The organism is Gemmatimonas aurantiaca T-27 (genome assembly GCF_000010305.1).
Taxonomy (GTDB): domain Bacteria; phylum Gemmatimonadota; class Gemmatimonadetes; order Gemmatimonadales; family Gemmatimonadaceae; genus Gemmatimonas; species Gemmatimonas aurantiaca.
This window is the reverse complement of record NC_012489.1, coordinates 3,021,836-3,038,933: the sequence shown is the minus strand read 5'-3', so window position 1 is coordinate 3,038,933 and position 17,098 is coordinate 3,021,836. Positions and strand designations below refer to the sequence as shown.

General features: G+C 64.5%; 14 protein-coding genes. 6 read left to right on the top strand and 8 right to left on the bottom strand.

The genetic code is table 11. The features are described from left to right. The first annotated feature begins 30 nt into the window (after window positions 1-30). Genes GAU_RS13290 through GAU_RS13280 form a run of 3 tightly spaced genes read left to right on the top strand, consistent with a single transcriptional unit; the run spans window position 31 to window position 2,808 of the window. Complete coding sequence (locus tag GAU_RS13290; RefSeq protein ID WP_041265530.1) at window positions 31-723, top strand: hypothetical protein; 693 nt, start codon at window positions 31-33, stop codon at window positions 721-723. A 28-nt stretch (window positions 724-751) separates the two neighbouring features. Beyond that, window positions 752-1,969, top strand: coding sequence for a M24 family metallopeptidase (locus GAU_RS13285; protein ID WP_231847925.1), 1,218 nt, complete (start codon window positions 752-754; stop codon window positions 1,967-1,969). A 23-nt stretch (window positions 1,970-1,992) separates the two neighbouring features. Further along, window positions 1,993-2,808, top strand: coding sequence for a carboxypeptidase-like regulatory domain-containing protein (locus GAU_RS13280; RefSeq protein WP_156799031.1), 816 nt, complete (start codon window positions 1,993-1,995; stop codon window positions 2,806-2,808). Between the two features lie 170 nt (window positions 2,809-2,978). On the opposite strand, the gene GAU_RS13275 is transcribed toward GAU_RS13280, so the two are convergent. From GAU_RS13275 to GAU_RS13260, 4 genes are read right to left on the bottom strand one after another with little or no spacing between them, the layout of a single operon-like run. Beyond that, window positions 2,979-4,739 carry an ABC transporter ATP-binding protein gene (locus GAU_RS13275; protein WP_015894393.1) on the bottom strand — a complete coding sequence of 587 codons (1,761 nt, stop codon included), beginning with the start codon at window positions 4,737-4,739 and terminating at the stop codon, window positions 2,979-2,981. Next, a complete protein-coding gene (locus tag GAU_RS13270) occupies window positions 4,736-5,659 on the bottom strand; it encodes a heme o synthase (RefSeq protein WP_015894392.1) in 924 nt (307 codons plus the stop codon). The genes GAU_RS13275 and GAU_RS13270 overlap by 4 nt, the downstream gene beginning before the upstream one ends. A 5-nt stretch (window positions 5,660-5,664) precedes the next feature. Then, the gene (locus GAU_RS21030) at window positions 5,665-6,645 is read right to left on the bottom strand and encodes a COX15/CtaA family protein (RefSeq protein ID WP_015894391.1); all 981 of its coding nucleotides are present in this window, start codon (window positions 6,643-6,645) and stop codon (window positions 5,665-5,667) included. Between the two features lie 15 nt (window positions 6,646-6,660). Then, complete coding sequence (locus GAU_RS13260) at window positions 6,661-6,903, bottom strand: hypothetical protein (protein ID WP_015894390.1); 243 nt, start codon at window positions 6,901-6,903, stop codon at window positions 6,661-6,663. 89 nt (window positions 6,904-6,992) lie between these two features. Between GAU_RS13260 and GAU_RS13255 the strand changes: the two genes are divergently transcribed. From GAU_RS13255 to GAU_RS13245, 3 genes are all read left to right on the top strand, one after another. Next, complete coding sequence (locus GAU_RS13255; protein WP_015894389.1) at window positions 6,993-8,399, top strand: amino acid permease; 1,407 nt, start codon at window positions 6,993-6,995, stop codon at window positions 8,397-8,399. Window positions 8,400-8,533: 134 nt separating this feature from the next. Beyond that, window positions 8,534-11,851 (top strand): TonB-dependent receptor, encoded by a 3,318-nt coding sequence (locus GAU_RS13250; RefSeq protein WP_015894388.1) that lies wholly within the window; start codon window positions 8,534-8,536, stop codon window positions 11,849-11,851. A 159-nt stretch (window positions 11,852-12,010) separates the two neighbouring features. Continuing rightward, entirely contained in the window at window positions 12,011-12,385 is a 375-nt protein-coding gene (locus tag GAU_RS13245) for a four helix bundle protein (protein WP_041265528.1), read from the top strand. A gap of 112 nt (window positions 12,386-12,497) precedes the next feature. Here GAU_RS13245 and GAU_RS13240 read toward each other — a convergent pair whose 3' ends face one another. The 4 genes from GAU_RS13240 to GAU_RS13225 are packed head-to-tail and all read right to left on the bottom strand — an operon-like array spanning window position 12,498 to window position 17,027. Then, on the bottom strand, window positions 12,498-13,385 hold the full coding sequence (locus GAU_RS13240) for an MlaD family protein (protein ID WP_015894386.1): 888 nt from the start codon (window positions 13,383-13,385) through the stop codon (window positions 12,498-12,500). Between the two features lie 21 nt (window positions 13,386-13,406). Beyond that, on the bottom strand, window positions 13,407-14,201 hold the full coding sequence (locus tag GAU_RS13235; protein ID WP_015894385.1) for an MlaE family ABC transporter permease: 795 nt from the start codon (window positions 14,199-14,201) through the stop codon (window positions 13,407-13,409). A 4-nt stretch (window positions 14,202-14,205) separates the two neighbouring features. Continuing rightward, window positions 14,206-15,294, bottom strand: coding sequence for an LptF/LptG family permease (locus GAU_RS13230; RefSeq protein WP_015894384.1), 1,089 nt, complete (start codon window positions 15,292-15,294; stop codon window positions 14,206-14,208). Then, window positions 15,291-17,027: an LptF/LptG family permease gene (locus tag GAU_RS13225; RefSeq protein WP_015894383.1), complete on the bottom strand. Its 1,737-nt coding sequence runs from the start codon at window positions 17,025-17,027 to the stop codon at window positions 15,291-15,293. The genes GAU_RS13230 and GAU_RS13225 overlap by 4 nt, the downstream gene beginning before the upstream one ends. Window positions 17,028-17,098 lie beyond the last annotated feature (71 nt).

The following is a 17,098-nucleotide window of genomic DNA, read 5'->3' as shown; positions in this document are numbered from 1 at the left end:
GTGACCAGCGACACGTTACCATGCGCGTGCATGTATCAAGTGTCTCCGCTCACCGATGGCCGGCCCCACCGCGCCGCACCGACTGCCGATGTGTCGCTCGCGCTGGCCGGAGGCCCACTTGACGCACGCCTGCCGCTGGCGCTGCTGGAGGCGGTACGGGCGATCGATACGCCGGCCGCTGAACTGGACGCGGAACTGGTGCATGAGCTGCGCAACAAGCGTCTGGGATTGAGCGAGACAGTGCTGCTGCAGATTCGGCGATATGGTGATGCCGTCCGCGGTGGCCATCGGGTGGGATACGACGAGGTGCTGGCACTGGCACGGTTGATCGGACGTCGCCCGGATGCCGATCTCGCCTTTCGCGAAGCGGGACGTCGCTGGGCGCGGTCGTTGGTGGACAGCGTGAGCACCGTGCGTCGCACCGCCGCACGCGGATTGCCGGCCCTCATTGCGCGTCCGGTGGCCCTGCGCGCTCTGCGCCGGCTCGCCCGTCGCTACATGGACGGCACTCTCGTGCGTCAGGGGAGTACCCTGGTGCTGGAAGTGATCTCACCCGTGTCTGCGGATGCGGCGCCGCGTGCCGCCGGTTGTGGATTGTATGAGGCAGCTTTCCGTGAATCCCTGCAACTGCTGGCGGATGCCGACGGCGCAGTGGAACATGTGATGTGCCGTTCTCGCGGTGATGCGCGATGTCAGTGGCGCGCCGACTGGCGACGTCGCTGACGTTGGTGCAGGTCCGTCTTCGGGCGGTGTGTTTCTTCTCCTCCAGCTCCATACCGACAGCGTGATGCTGACACCGGAAATGCTCCCCCGCCTCCAGCGCCTGCTTGCGGACGCGGATCTCGATGGTTGGTTGCTGTACGATTTTCGCGGCACGAATGCGATCGCGCAGGGGCTGCTGGGTTTCGAGGGCATGCTGACGCGTCGCATTTTTGCGCTCATTCCGCGTGAGGGGCTGCCGATCGGGATCGCGCATGCGATCGAGCCCAATCCGTGGGCGAGCTGGCCGCAGGTCTGGCCACTGCGCACGTACAGCGGCTGGCGTGCGCTCGAGGCAGAAGTGGCCTCGCTGGTGGCCGGCAAGCGCATCGCGATGGAGTACTCGGCGGGTGACGCCATCCCCTATCTCGATCGTGTGCCCGCTGGTGTACTGGAGATGGTGCGCGCAGCGGGCGCCACGGTCGTGAGCTCTGGCGACCTCGTGTCACAAGTGTATGCCACGTGGACGCCGGCGCAGCGGGCGTCGCACGAGCGGGCCGCGGAAGTCATCGCCGCCGTGGCGCGCGATACGATTGCGCATGCCGGTGCCATGATCGCCGCCGGCACGCCCGCGGCAGAGCATGAACTCCAGCAGCGCATCCTGGAGGCCTTTGCACGCGCGGGACTCGAGACCGAACACGGACCCGACGTGGCCGCCTCGGAGAATGCCGCCAATCCGCACTACGTCCCGTCGTCGGCCGCGCCGCGTCTGGTGGTGCGTGGGGATGTCCTGCTGGTCGATCTGTGGGCCCGTGAAACACGCGGTGGCGTGTATGCGGACCAGACCTGGATGGCGTCGATGGGAGCGCCATCCGACAAGGTCGTGCATGTCTGGGAAGCGGTGCGTGATGCGCGCGACGCGGCCCTCACGTTGTTGCGCGACCGTATTGCCGCTGGCCGGCCGGTGCGCGGGGGCGAAGCCGATGACGCCGCACGCACCGTGATCACCACCCGTGGATACGGCCCCCAGTTCTGGCATCGCACCGGGCACAGCATCGACTCGCGGGAACTGCATGGTTCGGGACCGCAGATCGACAATCTCGAATCCCGCGACGACCGGCTGCTGATTCCCGGCGTCGGTTTCTCCATCGAACCCGGCGTGTACATCCCGGGAGAACTCGGTGTGCGCAGTGAGGTCAACGCCTTCGTGGGCGAGGACGCGTTGCTCATCACCCCGATCACGCCGCAGCGCGACCTGTTCGTCGTCTGATGGGGCGATGGGATGTGCGCCGCGTGACCGCTCGACGGCGGGCGCTTGGCCTATGGAGTCTGGGAGCGATGCTCGCCTGTGGGGACGGCGGCAGTGATCGGGTGCGCATTGCCGATGTCACGGCGGACCGTGCGGCATCGGACAAGCACGGCGCGCTCGACGAAACATCGCTGGCACGTGCCACCGGTGGGGCAGCCTATGTGGTGTCTGCGGTGGCAGCGCCCGGCGTCATCATTGGTCGTGTCACGGGTGCGCCGGCGCGTGATACGATGATCACACCGACAAAAGACGTTGAGGTGTGCAGCCCCTTCAGTGAATCGGTGGTGGCCAGCACCAACGGCGGCGTGGGCAATGCGGCGGTGTGGCTGGTGGGTGTCGCCAGCGGTCCGCGCGATGATGCACCACGCCGTGCGAGGCTGACGCTCAACGGCTGCCGGCTGGAGCCGCGTATCCAGCGCGTGGCCCTCGGCGGCACACTCATGGTGAACGGCCGTGATGCCATGATGTCGCGGCTGCAGTTCACAGCCGTTGGACCTGGCGAACGCTCCCGTGCGACACTGTTGTTCAGCGATGTCGGACAGATCGTTCCGACCAGCGGTCCCGCCGCCTCACCCGCCCTCGTGCGCGTGAGCGATGATCTGCATCCGTGGATCCAGGCCTGGGTCCTTGTTTCGCCACACGCGTTTGCGGCCGTCACCGCACCAGACGGGACGTTCCGTTTCGATCATGTGCCACCCGGCAAGTATCAGCTCGTCATCTGGCACGAGTATCTGGGTGTTCAGCACACGGCTGTGCGCGTCGAGCCGAATGTGCAGACAAATGTGGAGATGGCGTATTGAAGGATGGTGCCGCGCGCCCTGGGGCGCGCGGCACTTCTGTTTCTACAGGACACAGGGAGGAGTTGGAGAGGGAGCGGGATGCAGGACTGCACACTGCGATCTTTCCAACTCCTCCCTGTGTCCTCTAGAAACAAAAGCGGCGGGTGCCTTTGGCACCCGCCGCCATCCGCTCACCCGATCTGATAGAGCCGAGCGTAGATACCGTCTTCGCGTGTCAGCAACTCGTCGTGGCTGCCCGTTTCCACCACCCGACCCCGGTCGATCACCACCACTCGATCGGCGCGGCGCACGGTGCTCAATCGGTGTGCAATGATCAGTGTCGAGCGGCCCTGTAGCAGCTCCTCGAGAGCCTGCTCCACGTATCGCTCGCTCTCCGTGTCGAGGCTCGATGTGGCTTCATCGAGAATCACGATGGCGGGGTTCTTGAGGAACACCCGTGCGATCGCGATACGCTGACGCTGGCCACCGGAGAGCTTCACGCCGCGCTCACCCACACGGGTGTCCCACCCATCGGGAAGGCGCTCGATGAATTCGCAGGCATGCGCCGCGCGTGCCGCGCGCATCACGTCTTCATCGGTGGCATCGGGGTTGGCGTAGGCGATGTTCTCCCGAATGCTGCCGCTGAACAGCACCGACTCCTGCGGCACCATACCGATCGCTTCGCGGAGGGCCTGCAGCGGCAGGGCGCGCACATCCACCCCATCGAGTGTGATGCGGCCTTCCGTGACATCCCAGAATCGCGGGATCAGCGAGGCAATGGTGGTCTTGCCACTGCCCGAGCGGCCGCCCAGCGCGACCACTTCTCCCGGTGCCACCGTGAGCGACACCTCGTGCAGCACGTTGGGCTGTCCATCGGCATAGCGGAACGACACCGCCTCGAGCGACACCGCGCCCTGTACCGGTGAGGTCAGGTGTGTTGTGGTGGCTGCTTCTTGCACCGACGGTTCGGTGTCGAGCAGTTCGAACACGCGTGTGGCCGCGCCGATGGCTTCCTGGAAGTGGCCAAACAACGTGGCGATCGAACCCACGGCCGCGGCCACGAACAGCGCATAGAACAGAAACGCGACGAGCGCGCCAGCCGTAAGCTGACCCGCCAACACCTGCACACCACCCTGCCACAACACGGCGGCCACGGAACCGAAGGCCACGAACCCGACCACACTGAAAAACAGGGCACGGGTACGGGCCCGCTGCACGGCCACGGTCACCAGATCCTGCAACAGACCCCGGAACCGACGGGTTTCTTCCCCTTCGCGCGTGAAGCTCTGCACCGTGCGAATGGCGCCGAATGCTTCATCGGCCATGCCCATCGCTTCTGCCACACGATCCTGCACGCCAGTACTGGCACGCCGCAGCGCTCGGCCAAACGTGAGCGCTGCGCCCACCACCAGCGGGACCACCGCCAGGGTCGTGAGGGCGAGCAGCGGATTGGTGAACACCATCATCAGCACGCCGCCCAGCAGGAACAGGATCTGGCGCGAGAACTCCGACAACCACGTGCCCAGCAACGATTGCAACAGGGCAAGATCGCTGCTGAGACGGCTGGTCAACTCGCCGGTGCGTCGTTCGGTGAAAAAGGCCGCCGACAACCGGATGAGGTGCGCAAACGTCTGTTCACGCAGTGTAGCAATGATGCGTTCCGTGCTCGACGACAGCAGACGGACCTGGATGTAGTTGGCGATGCCCTGCACCGCGAACACACCCAACAGGCCCAGCGCGATACGATCGAGCGCACCACGGTCACCCTGCTCAAACGCCGCATCGAGCAGATAGCGCAGCACCGCCGGGAACACGAGCCCCGCGGCGGCAGCGATCAGCAGGAAGACAAAGGCGATGGCCAGCCGGCTGGCGTAGGGGCGCAGCAGAGGCCCCATGCGCGCCAGCGGCCGCGGCGAGATGAAGCCGCGGCGACTTGGGGTGGCAGAACTCACCGGGTGATGGCCCGGTCGATCGCCATCGCGAGAAAGAGCAGTGCGAGGTAGAGCAGCGAGTACTTGTAGACCCACCACGCCGGACCGGTCCACGGGGCGCCCTGGCGTGCGGCCTGCAGGACACGCCACACGCCGCCCATGAGCAGCGCACCGAGCACGATCGCCGACAGGGCGTAGAACAGTCCAAAGGCCCCGTACAACACGGGCAGCAGCGTCAGCGCGAGCAGGATGATGGTGTACCACACCATCTGGTGCATCGTCTCGCGCTCACCCCACACCAGTGGCGCCATCGGCACCCGCGCACGGCCGTAGTCGACCTGCTTGAGCAGCGCGAGCGCCCAGAAGTGCGGCGGAGTCCAGTAGAACACGATGAGGAACAGCAGCAGCGCGGTCACATCGAGCGTACCGGTGACGGCGGCCCAACCCACGAGCGGTGGAAATGCGCCGGCGGCACCACCGATCACGATGTTCTGTGGTGAGGAGCGCTTGAGCCAGCGGGTGTAGATGAACACGTAGAAGTAGAAGCCGGCCAGCGCGAGCATGCCCGTGAGCACGTTCACGAAGTAGGCCAGCATCCAGGTGGCCAGCGTGGCGCAGGCCACGCCGAACGCCAACACCTGAATCGGCGCCATGCGGCCGCTCGGAATCGGGCGCAGGCGGGTACGCGCCATGACGTCGTCGATATCGCGGTCGAGATACATGTTGACCGCGTTCGCACCACCGGCCATCAGGTATCCGCCCACCATCACCAGTAGCACGGTGATCCACGTCGGCGATCCGGCCGCGTACATGGGCATCACGGTGGTCACCAACAGCAGCGAGATGATGCGCGGCTTGGTGAGCGACACCAGGTCCCGCGAGAGCGTTGTCGGCTTGACGTCCGCCGCGTCGGCGCGAGGCTGGTGTTCGTTCGCGGCCATGTTGCTCACGAGGCCCGCGACGTGGTGCCCGGAGCAATCACGCCCTTCGAGGCGATCACCGAACGGCCTGCAGCAATGCGGGCGAGATAGGCCATCACGAAGGTTGTCGCCCAGATGAACATGCCCGTCGCCTGATGCAGCGACCGCACCACGGCCGGGAATCCACCGGTCACCATCCAGCCGGCCCAGACGATCTGCAGCACACCCAACGCCAGCGCAAACCATGCGGCCGTGATGACCGCCTTGGGTTCACCGCGCTTGCGGAAGATCATGGGCAGCGAGATCAGATGCAGCACAAGCAGGTAGGCCAGGATGCGGTGGGTGAGTTGCACATGTTGGCCACCGCCACCCAGCGAACCTTCTCCGCACAGGGGGAAGCCCACGCACGCCACCGCCGCGCCGGGCAGCTTGGCCGTCAGACCGCCGAGCAGGACCACGACCAGCGCCAGGCCCGCAGCGGCCGTGGTGCCGCCGATCGCCTTGGCCGTGCCGGTGGCCGAACGAATGCTGTCGCCACCCAGTCCACCGGCGCGCACCGCAGCCACGGCCAACACGGCCAGCAGCGATGTCGCGAGCAGCTTGTGCACCACGGTTGCCCAGGGCGGGTTCCCGGCAAACACGGTCACGGCGCCAAAGAGGGCGGGCGCGATCCAGAGCAGCACCGACAGGCGGGCCGCGTTCCCCACGCCGCCGCGGCCGGCAATCGCGACATGCGACCGATGCTGCCAGGCCGTGATCACCAAGGCGGCGATGCTGAGCAGCAGCGCCAGCGCCAGATAGCGATGGGTCACCTCGATGATGAGGTCGATGCGTTCGAACGGCGGTATCCAATGGCCATAACACTTCGGCCAGTTGTCACCGCAGCCCATACCGGAGCCGGTAATGCGAACGATCGCGCCAAAAACGATGTGGATCAGCGAAACGATGAAGGCAGCATAGGCCGCGCGGCGCACCGACGCCGGCGCCAGAGTGGAAGCGGAAGACATGACGATGGGACCGTATCAGGGCAGGGCGCGCCAGGCGCCCCAGAAAGCGGCGATCAGACCGAATACCGGGATGATGGCCCAGAAAATCTCGGCGGCGCGGCGGGGAGCCGGCACGGAGCTCGAGGCTGGCGTGGTCTGCAACGTCCGCAGGACCGCCCGCAGAATGAACAGTTGGGCGATCACGCAGGCCGCGACGAACAGCCAAAACAGGGCGGCACTGACCCCAGGGGGCAGCGTCCAGGAAGCGACGGAAGACATATCCCGGGAAAGGTAGACGGTCGACCAGTGCGAAGCACCCCTCTGCAAAGCGTTCCGCCGAGGCGTTCCGTGCACTACCATAGCGACCTATGGCCTCCTCCTCCTCAAGCAGTCGCGCCACCGGAGCCGAGTCGGGTTCCGACGCCTCGTCCTCTCCCGCCGAACTCCCGCGCCAGCTCGGGCTGTGGAGCGCCATCGCCGTTCTGGTCGGCACGACCATCGGCTCCGGCATCTTTCGGTCACCGGCCGGTATCGCCGACAAGTTGCCCGGCCCACTGCCGCTGTTGGCGGTGTGGGCCACCGGCGGTCTGTTCGCGCTCTGCGGCGCACTGACCCTGGCCGAACTGGCCGGCGCGCTGCCGCGCACGGGTGGCTACTTCGTCTATATCCGCGAAGCCTGGGGACGACTGCCCGCCTTCTTGTATGGATGGTCCGAGCTCACGCTGATCCGTGCCGCGGCGTTGGGTGGTATCTCGCTGACCTTTGGCGAGTACTTCATCCGCGGGCTGGGCTATGACCCGTCGATCGCTCCGTATGACAGCTACGCGCACTATCTCGCGGCCGGCGCACTGGGATTGATGGCGATCATCAATGTCATCGGTCTGCGGTGGGGCGCCCTGGTGCAGAACATCACCACCGTCGCCAAGTACGGTGGCCTCCTCATCATCGTGCTGCTGGCCTTTGCCATCGGACTGCCAAAAACCGGAGGCCATTTCACGCCCGCCGCGCCGCCGGGGAGTTTCTCCGTATCGGCGTTCGGGCTCGCCCTGGTGTCCGTGCTGTGGGCCTTCGATGGGTGGGGGGATCTCTCCAAGGTGGCCGGCGAAGTCTCCGATCCGCGGCGCACGCTGCCACGCGCGATCGTCCTGGGCACGCTCAGCATCATCGCCATCTATCTGTTGGCCAATCTCGCCTATCTCTCGGTGTTGTCGGTCGATGAGATCCGTGGCGCGCGGCTGGTCGCCGCCGACGTGGCGCTGCGCCTGGTCGGACCGATCGGCGTCACGCTGGTGTCGTTGACGGTGCTCCTGTCGACGTTTGGCTCGGTGAACGGCTCGTTGCTCACTGGCCCCCGCATTTTCTTCGCTCTGGCCGACGACGGGCTGTTTTTCCGGCAGGTCGCGGCGGTGCACCCCAAGTTCAAGACGCCGTACGTGGCCATTCTCATGACCGGTTCACTGGGCATCGCATTTGTTCTGTTGCGAACCTTCGAGCAGCTCGCGGACATCTTTGTGACCGCATCATTGGTGTTCTATGTGCTCAGCATCGGGGCCGTGTTCAAGCTGCGCCAGCGCCCGGACTGGAACCCTCCGGTGAAGACACCGCTGTATCCGTTTGTGCCAGCCCTGTTCTGTCTCGCGACGCTGTTTCTGCTGGTGAATGCCCTGATGGATCCCGCACAGCGATGGGGGACTTTGGGCGTATTCGGCGTCATTCTGCTCGGCATTCCCGTGTATTTCCTGACGGTGGGACGGCGACGCAGCCCGGGGGCGTGACCGTTCAGTTACACGGTTTTCTTGAAGGTTCGAATAGGCCGACCTAGCTTTCTCGCGCAGCCGCTTCTGTCGAGTCAGCCTTCCGGGATGACGGTCAGGAGCGGCGTGTACCTCTCCACATCGGACCAACAACTATGCGCATGCAGCGTTGGCTCAGTGTCGCCGCCGTCGTCGTGGCTCTCCTCTCCGGAGCCACACGGACGCTCGACGCTCAGGGCCTGACGTCCGGAGCCATCACCGGCACCGTGACCAAAACCGGTGATACTCCGCTCGAGAACGTTCAGATCGAAATCGTGAATGCCGCCACGGGGTTCAGGGCTGGCATCATTACTCGTACCAATGGTCGCTACTTCGTGCAGGGGCTCGAAGTGGGCGTGTACCGTGTCACCGCGCGCCTGCTGGGCTATGCGCCGCAGACCCGCGAAGGTGTGCGCGTCACGCTGAACTCCGCGACGCGTATCGATTTTGAACTGTCCGAGACCGCCACGCAGCTGCAGACCGTCACCACGACGGCCGTGACGAATGGCGCAGACTTCTCGCCCACCCGTCAGGGTGTGGCCACGGTAGTAGCTGATACCCTGCTGCGCCGCGTGCCGTCACTGCAGCGCGATTTCACCGAAATGGTGAAGCTCACGCCGCAGGTGAACTCCCGCGACGGTGGCGCATCGGCCGGTGGTGCTTACAACCGCCTGAACAACTTCACGGTTGACGGTGCGAACCAGAACGACCGCTTCAACCTCGGCTCGTCGGGTGGTCAGCCTGGCGGCGCGACGGGTGGCCGTATCATGTCGGTCGACGCGGTGAAGGAATTCCAGGTGCTCATGAGCCCCACCGACGTGCGCTACGGCAACTTCGGCGGCATGCTCGTCAACGCGGTCACGCGGAACGGCACCAACACCTGGACGGGCGGCGCGACGTACACGTACCGCAACCCGCGCATGGCGGCCAACGTCGATCAGATCCGTCAGTCGGGCTTCAACTACAAGAACTACGGCTTCACCCTCGGCGGCCCGATCATCAAGGACAAGCTGCACTTCTTCATCGCTCCCGAATTCCAGGATCGCACCGATCCGACGTCGGGCCCGGCGTTCAATGCCGCGACCAACATGGTCGGTCAGGTGTCGGTCGACTCGATCGCCGCCATCCGCTCGATCATGGCCAGCCGTTTCGACGTGGGTTCGGAAGGCGCGTTCAGCCGCGGCAATCCGCTCACGAATCTCTTTGGGCGCCTCGACTGGAGCATCAACGGCTCCAACCGCGCGACGTTCCGCGTGCTCGACAACACCGCCGAGCAGGATGAGTTCAGCCGCAACACGGGCACGCTCAACGCCAACGGCGCCGGCAACCAGAGCGCTGGTATCCGCCTGACGTCGAATTCGTTCACGCGTCAGAACAAGAATCGCTCCTTCGTTGGTCAGTTGTTCACGAACTTCAACAGCGGCGCGTCCAACGAGTTGCTGGTCGGCTTCAATACGATCCGTGACCAGCGCGTGAACATGCCGGTGCAGGCGCCGGAAATCTCGCTGGCGGTGCAGGGGCTGGCCGTCACGTTCGGCACCGAGCGCTTCTCGCCGGGCAACGATCTCAAGCAGCGCATCTTCGAAGTGTCCGACAACTTCTCGGTGCCGCTGGGTGCGCACAACCTGACGTTCGGCGGCCGGTTCGAGCAGACGTTCGTCTACAACTACTTCCTGTCTGGCGCCGCTTACGGTGCCTACTCGTTCCCGAACATCGCCGCGCTGCGCGCGGGCACGCCGTCGAGCTACGCGTTCTCGTACGCGAACGGTGGCGATATCGCCGCCGAGTTCAACGTGCGGCAGTTGTCGGCCTACGTGCAGGATCTCTGGAATGTCACGCGCAATTTCTCGGTCACGGCCGGTGTGCGTGTCGATCGCCCGGACTTCCTGGAAGCGCCGAAGCAGAATGCTCTGATCACGGCCCGTGCGGCGAACATCCGTACGGACTATGCGCCCAAGGCGGCCTTCCTGTTCTCGCCGCGCATCGGCTTCAACTGGGACGTGAATGGCGACCAGACGACGCAGTTGCGTGGTAACGTGGGCATCTACACGGCGCAGGCGCCGTTCATCCTGATCGGCAATGCCTACGCCAACACCGGTCTCGGCGGCGTGACGGTGACGTGCTCGGGTGCGCAGACGCCGGCCTTCACGACGGATGTGTCGGCCATGCCGAAGTCCTGCGCCGGTCAGGCGGCCCCGACGCCCGGCCTCGCCGGCAGCGTGGGTCTCAACGTGAACGATCCGGATTTCAAGTATCCGCAGAACTTCACCACGTCGGTGGGCTTCGATCGCAAGCTGCCGTGGGGTGTAGTGGCCACGTTCGAAGGCCTGTATCGCCGCGACATCCACGGCCTCTACGTGCGTGACCTCAATCTGAAGGGACCGGCCACGTTGAACGGGGCCACGCGCACCGATCGCAACGGCCGCGTGATGTATGCCGACTCGATCACGACCACCGGCACGGTCAACAACAACAACCAGAAGTACCTCACGGCGTACGGCACCCCGTCTGTGAACGTCACGGAAGGCGTGATCCAGCTGACGAATTCCAAGGGTGGTTACAACTACAACCTGACCGGCCAACTGCGGAAGCGTTTCGCCGCCAGCTTCGAAGCCACGGCGGCGTACACGTACACGCAGGCCAAGGACGTGCAGTCGCTGACGTCTGACCGTGCGATCTCCAACTGGCGCAATGGCCGTCAGTACTCGGGCCTCGAGTATGCGCCGGACGACGTCTCGACGTCGAACTTCCAGCGCCCGCACCGTGCCATCGTGTACGGTACGTACACGGCGCCGTGGAAGACCAACCAGACGGACGTCACGTTCTTCTACGAAGCCATGTCGGGCGCGCCGTACGTGTACGTGGTGAACGCGGACATCAACGGCGACGGCTTTGCGGGCAACGATCCGATCTACGTGCCGCGTGACGGCCGGGATCCGAACGAAGTGCGCGTCGGCACCGGCACCGGTGCGGCATTCGCGGTATCGGCTGCGGAAGGCCAGATCCTCGAAGACTTCATCAAGTCGCAGTCCTGCCTCGACAAGCAGCGCGGCCAGATCATGAAGCGCAACAGTTGCCAGGGACCGCTCCAGCAGCGTATGGATGTGAGCATTCGTCAGACGATCCCGGAAGTCGCCGGTCAGCGTCTCACGATGCAGCTCGACATCTTCAACTTCGCCAACCTGGTCAACAAGAACTGGGGCCGCGTGAAGTTCCCGGTGCAGTCGACGTTCAACAACCAGCAGTTGTTCAACCAGTCGGGCCGCACGGCGGGCACGCTGGAGAGCAGCATGCCGAACTACACGCTCAATGCGACGGTCCGGCAGGCCATGGTCGGTTCCGCGACGGCGCCGATCACGGGGCCGTTTGCGGCGAACCCGAACACGGCGAGCAACAACTACCAGATCCAGTTGACGCTGCGGTATGCGTTCTGATTGAGTAGGGATGACGGGGCGGCGCCTTTGGCGCCGCCCCGTTTTTGTTTCTGGAGGTGAACAGGGGGGAGTTGGAGAGGGGGCGGGGAGCAGGGAAATGCACCAACGGGGAATGATTTGGTGACAGTGGGTGGTGGCGTTGAAGCCAGATTCGGGGCCATGCAGAATCCGGCGAATCTCGAGGTCTGGCGGCGGTCGATGGACCTGGCGGTGGAGTTGCACCGAGTGGCGCGGGGCATTCCCGGGCGGAGTGCCCCCGGGCTGTCCGCACAGCTCAGGCGCGCGGTTGCATCCATTCCCGCAAACATCGCAGAAGGCGTCGGCCAACCCTCCCCGGGGCTGGTCGCAAAACACCTGGCCATCGCCATCGCCTCGAACTTCGAAGTCGAGACCCACCTGCTGCTGGCCGTCAGGCTGTGCCCCTCACTCGGCACGTGCGACGAAGCCCTCGACGAACTCCGCCAGCTCCGCCGCATGCTCTACGCCCTCCGCACCCACTACCAACGCCAATCACTCTCCGAACGCACGCCCTAGTCCGCCGAAACCGGCCGTCCTGCCCCCCGCTCCCTCTCCAACTCTCCCCCTGTTCACCTCTAGAAACAAAAAAGGCGGGCGCTTTCGCGCCCGCCTTCATCCGATCACCCGATCAAAAAATCTTCAGATTGATGTACTTGCGAGGATTCTTGTTGATATCCAACACCAGCGCATCGATGTGCGCCAACAGCGAATCCATCCGCGCATACAGCTTCGGATCATTCATCAGCTTGCCCGCTGTTCCCTCGCCGTTGGACACCTTGTCCACCACACCCTGAACTTTCGTGTTGGTCTCCCGCAGTTCCCGCGAGAGCTGTTCGAAGCTCGCCGTCATCGCCTGCACATTCTTCACGCTCGAGTCGACCTTCACCGAATCGATGCTCGACAGCGTACGTCGCAACTGCTCCTGCGTCTTGGTCAGTTGCGCCGACTGCGCAGCGGCCACGGAGCTGAGCTGTGCCACCAGCTTGGTCAGATCCGCCACCGTGCGCCGAATGTCTTTCACACCACCATCGGCCACAAACTGAGCCCGGGCTTCGTCGGTCAGGGCCTGCACATTGGCCGCGATCGAGTCGCCCTTGGTGAGCAACTGATCGGTGGTCGGCGATCCGGCACCCACCGGGATGGTGTCCCCGGCGCTCATGTATCCCTGTGCGCCACGCACCGGCTGCAGGGCAATCAACTGATCGCCGAAGATGCCGTTGGCCTTCACTGACGCCGTGGTGCCCGCCGGCACCTGGTGCTCCTTCTGCACCTGCAGCCGCACGGTGATGGTCCCATCGGGGATCAGCTTCACTTCGTCGACAAAGCCCACCTGCACACCGGCCAGCAGCACCGGCTGTCCCTGCTTGAGGCCAGCGCCCCACGGGAAACGGGCATACATCGAATAGCCCTTCGACAAGCCGCCGCGGGCAATCCAGATCGTACCGCCGAGTCCGATGACAATGGCTGTCAGCAGCAGCAGACCGACCAGTACTTCATCACGTCGTTTGGAAGTCATGACTGCACGAGTATAGAAAGATCAGGCCTGAATGAATGGAGCCAGTACCGCCGCCACGATGGCGTCGAGCACCAGGATGGAGACCGACGCAATGACCACCGCCAGCGCCGTCGACTTGCCGACGCCCTCGGCGCCAGCTTCGGTCACATAGCCTTCGTACGAACACACGAAGGCTATGGCGGCACCGAAGCACGTCGCCTTGATCAGGGAATACACGACTTGGAACGCCGTGAACGCCAGTCGCAAGCCACCGAGGAAGTCCGATGTGCGCACATCGGTGGCGAGGACGAGCGTGGCCCAGGCACTGAAGATGGCCGTGGCGTTGGCGAGCATCACCAAGGTGGGCAGCATCACCACACCAGCGATGAAACGCGGCGTCGCTAGATACGCCACCGGGTCGAAGGCCAGCGTTTCGAGTGCATCGATCTGTTCGGTCACCCGCATGGTGCCGATCTCCGCCGTCATGCGGGCACCCACACGGCCCGTGAGCACGAGGGCCGTCAGCAGGGGCCCGAGTTCGAGCACGATGCTCTGTCGGGCGATGAGTCCGACCACCGACAGTTGTACGCCAGGGAAGAGCTGATAGCGCGTCTGGAAGGCCGTGACGCCGCCCAGGAAGGCCGCCACAATGACCGTCAGAGGCACCGACTCGACCCCGATGCGCTGCATCTGACGGATCGTTTCCGGGATCCAGGTGCCCGGATCACGCAGGCCGCGCGCGATGTCGCGTGCGAAGTACGCGCGGCGGCCGAAGGCGTGCAGGAGGCCGGCGGTCTTACCGGACGCGAGGGCCACGAGACCCGTGCCAGTACTCATAAAGTCAGGTGCGGACGCGAGAGAGCAACACGATCGCGAACAGTCCGACAACGGCGTTGGGTATCCAGGCGGCGAGCTCCGGTTCCACGATCCCCTTGCCACCGATGGCTTTGGTGAGCTGGATGAGCAACAGGAAGAGCACCGTGGTGGCCAGGCTGACGGCAATGCCATAGGCCGCCCCACCGCGCTGACTGCTGGTCGCCAGCGGAGCGCCAAAGAGTGCGATGATGAGGCAGGTCACCGGAATGGCGATCTTGAGCATGCGCTCCACCTTGAGCGTGTTCACATCGGCGCCCGAGCGTTCGAGCACCGTGATGAATCGCGTCAGGTCGGCAAAACGCATCTCGCTGGGGTCACGTTCCGTCGTACGCAGTTCGGCCGGTGTTTCGTGAAAGTCGCGGTCGATCAACGAATCGAAGGAGAACGCAATGTCGCGCGTGCGGTCGGGAATGATATGCACCACGCCCGAATCGAGACGCCAGTCACGGCGCGCATCGTTCCACTTGGCACGACGCGCGGCAACCACCATGCCCGGCTTCTTGTCGGAGCCGCGCGCTTCGATTTCGATGTTGTCGACGGCCTTGTCGCGCACGTTCAGTGTGTAAATGCGATAGATGCGTCCGCGATCACTGGCGAATGCAAAGTTGTAGCGGTCGTTCGCTCGGCTCGACGACGTGCCCTCGAGCAGGTCGAGACGTATGGCGTTGGCCGGCGGAGCGATCTCGCCGAAGGCGAGGTCCAGTCCCAGGGCCAGCGTGGCCATCACCAGAATCGGCGCGATGAAACGGTAGAAGCTGATCCCCGACGCCTTGGCCGCCGTGATCTCCGAGTATCGCGTGAACGTACCGATGGAGAAGACCGTGGCAAACAACACCGCCGCCGGCAGCACCATGAACAGCGTGTCGGGGATCCAGTAAAAGTAGCTGAGCGCGACGGCCTTGGCGGGCAATTTGCGCTCGGTGTACTTCCGCAGGTTGTCGACCAGGTCGATGACAAATACCAAGACCGGAAATCCCAGGATCGTCACGCCAAAGATGCGGGTGAACTCGGTCGCGATGTATCGGTCGAGCGGAGTGATCAGGCGACGGCTCACGCAGTGGCTCCCACAGTGGTGGTCTTGCGGGATTGGTTCCGGGCCTTTCGTCGGGCTTTGCGGTCAGCCAGCCAATCCCGGAAGCCTCCACCGCGTGACGTGTCCGTGGTGGACTCCACACGCCACAACATCACCAGCGCCACCAGCGTGAAGATGACGTTGGCGATCCACATGGCGACGTAAGCCGGCAAGCGGCCCTTGTCGGCCAGCGCTTCACCACCCATGAGGCACACATAGTAGAGACCAAAGACGATGATGCTCACGCCGATCGTCACACCCACACCACCGCGCGGGAAGCGCAGGGCGATGGGGGGGCCGAAGAGCACAAACACCAGGCAGGCGAACGACAGGGCGAACTTCTTGTGGATCTCCACCGCGAGGCTGTCGAGCCCTTCACGCTGTGCGACGAGCTGGGTGCCGCTGGCATTCACCGCACCCTGAAAGACCTGGAGTGAGTCGATCGGCGCTGCCGCAGGATTCGACGGGAGCGCGTTCGGATCGACCCCCGAGGCGCGGAGCAGGGAGTCCTGCTGCGCCGTGAGCCCCGGTGCCGGCTGAATCGGCGTGGCCGGAATCGGCGTGGCCGTGCCCGGCGGGACGATCACGGGGGGAACCACCGGTGGCTGGACCGGTGGCTGTCCTGATTGCTGTACCGGTGGTTGCACAGGCTGCTGCACCGGCGGTTGTACCGGCTGCGAGTCCGGTTTGACCGGCGGCTGCGAATCGGCCTTCACTGGCGGCTGGGCCTTGGCCTTCTTCGGCAGAAACACTCCCGTCAGTGCCGGCACCAGACGCTCACAATAGAACGTGGCCAGTACCTCTGAGCGTGGGCGCTGTCTGGGCGACCGGATCGCCGGACCACCCATCTTCCGGAGCTGTTGGGCGTTGCTCACATATTCGAGGCGCACCCGCTCCACTTCCACGGCATCGGCGATGTACTTCCGGTGCAGTTCGCACACGGTCATTTCGCGATCGCCCTTGTAGCCATCGGAGTTCGAAGCTTCAAAGCCCTGCGTCATGCCGGCTTGTCGAATCACCTGCGACTGGAAATAGCTGCGCTGAAATTGCCGTGGGTCACCACGCACGAACTCCTGCGCGAAGCCGTCGTACAACGTGAGTTGCAGGTCGCGGTTGTTCGGTGCCGGCGCGAACACGCCACTGTCCGCATAAATCGTCTTGCGCTCCTGACCGCGGCTCAGGTCGTAGATCACCACATCGTACATGCGGTTGGTTTCGGCGTCGGTGCGCGCCACACGCATGAAGAACTGATCGGTGATCGCGTTGAGTGCCTGGTCCCGCAAGGCCAGCGTGGGCTTGGTGCGCGCGATATCCCGCTGCAGCATGCTCAAGCGATGATTGGCGGCCGGTAACACCTGATCATTGAACCACACCATGAACAGCGAAAGCAGCAGCGCGCAGAACAGCACCGGCAACATCATCGTGCGCACACGCACGCCGCTGGCTTTGAACGCGGTGATCTCGTGTTCGGCGGCCATGCGACCGAACGCGTAGAGGGTTGCCACCAGCACCGCCATCGGCAATGTCATGGCGACGGTGAATGGCAACGAGAGGACGAAGAACTGGCCGATCGCCGACCAAGGGAGACCCTTGCCGGCAAGGTTGGCCAGTTGGCGCGCGACATATTGCAGCATCAGGAGCGACGTCAGCGCCGACAGGGCGAAGACGAGCGGGCCGATGTGCTCGCGGATGACATAGCGGGTAAGGAGCTTCACGACGTAAATTCCCCGGTGACCACCCGCTTTATCAAGGGCGTCACGATTCCTGGTCGGATCCGTGACGCCGG

Excerpts from the sequence above, each read along its gene's own strand:
- GAU_RS13235 (WP_015894385.1), bottom strand. The coding sequence starts at position 14,201 with ATGAGTACTGGCACGGGTCTCGTGGCCCTCGCGTCCGGTAAGACCGCC.
- GAU_RS13270 (WP_015894392.1), bottom strand. The coding sequence starts at position 5,659 with ATGGCCGCGAACGAACACCAGCCTCGCGCCGACGCGGCGGACGTCAAG.
- GAU_RS13255 (WP_015894389.1), top strand. The coding sequence starts at position 6,993 with ATGGCCTCCTCCTCCTCAAGCAGTCGCGCCACCGGAGCCGAGTCGGGT.
- GAU_RS21030 (WP_015894391.1), bottom strand. The coding sequence starts at position 6,645 with ATGTCTTCCGCTTCCACTCTGGCGCCGGCGTCGGTGCGCCGCGCGGCC.
- GAU_RS13250 (WP_015894388.1), top strand. The coding sequence starts at position 8,534 with ATGCGCATGCAGCGTTGGCTCAGTGTCGCCGCCGTCGTCGTGGCTCTC.
- GAU_RS13290 (WP_041265530.1), top strand. The coding sequence starts at position 31 with ATGTATCAAGTGTCTCCGCTCACCGATGGCCGGCCCCACCGCGCCGCA.
- GAU_RS13260 (WP_015894390.1), bottom strand. The coding sequence starts at position 6,903 with ATGTCTTCCGTCGCTTCCTGGACGCTGCCCCCTGGGGTCAGTGCCGCC.
- GAU_RS13240 (WP_015894386.1), bottom strand. The coding sequence starts at position 13,385 with ATGACTTCCAAACGACGTGATGAAGTACTGGTCGGTCTGCTGCTGCTG.
- GAU_RS13245 (WP_041265528.1), top strand. The coding sequence starts at position 12,011 with ATGCAGAATCCGGCGAATCTCGAGGTCTGGCGGCGGTCGATGGACCTG.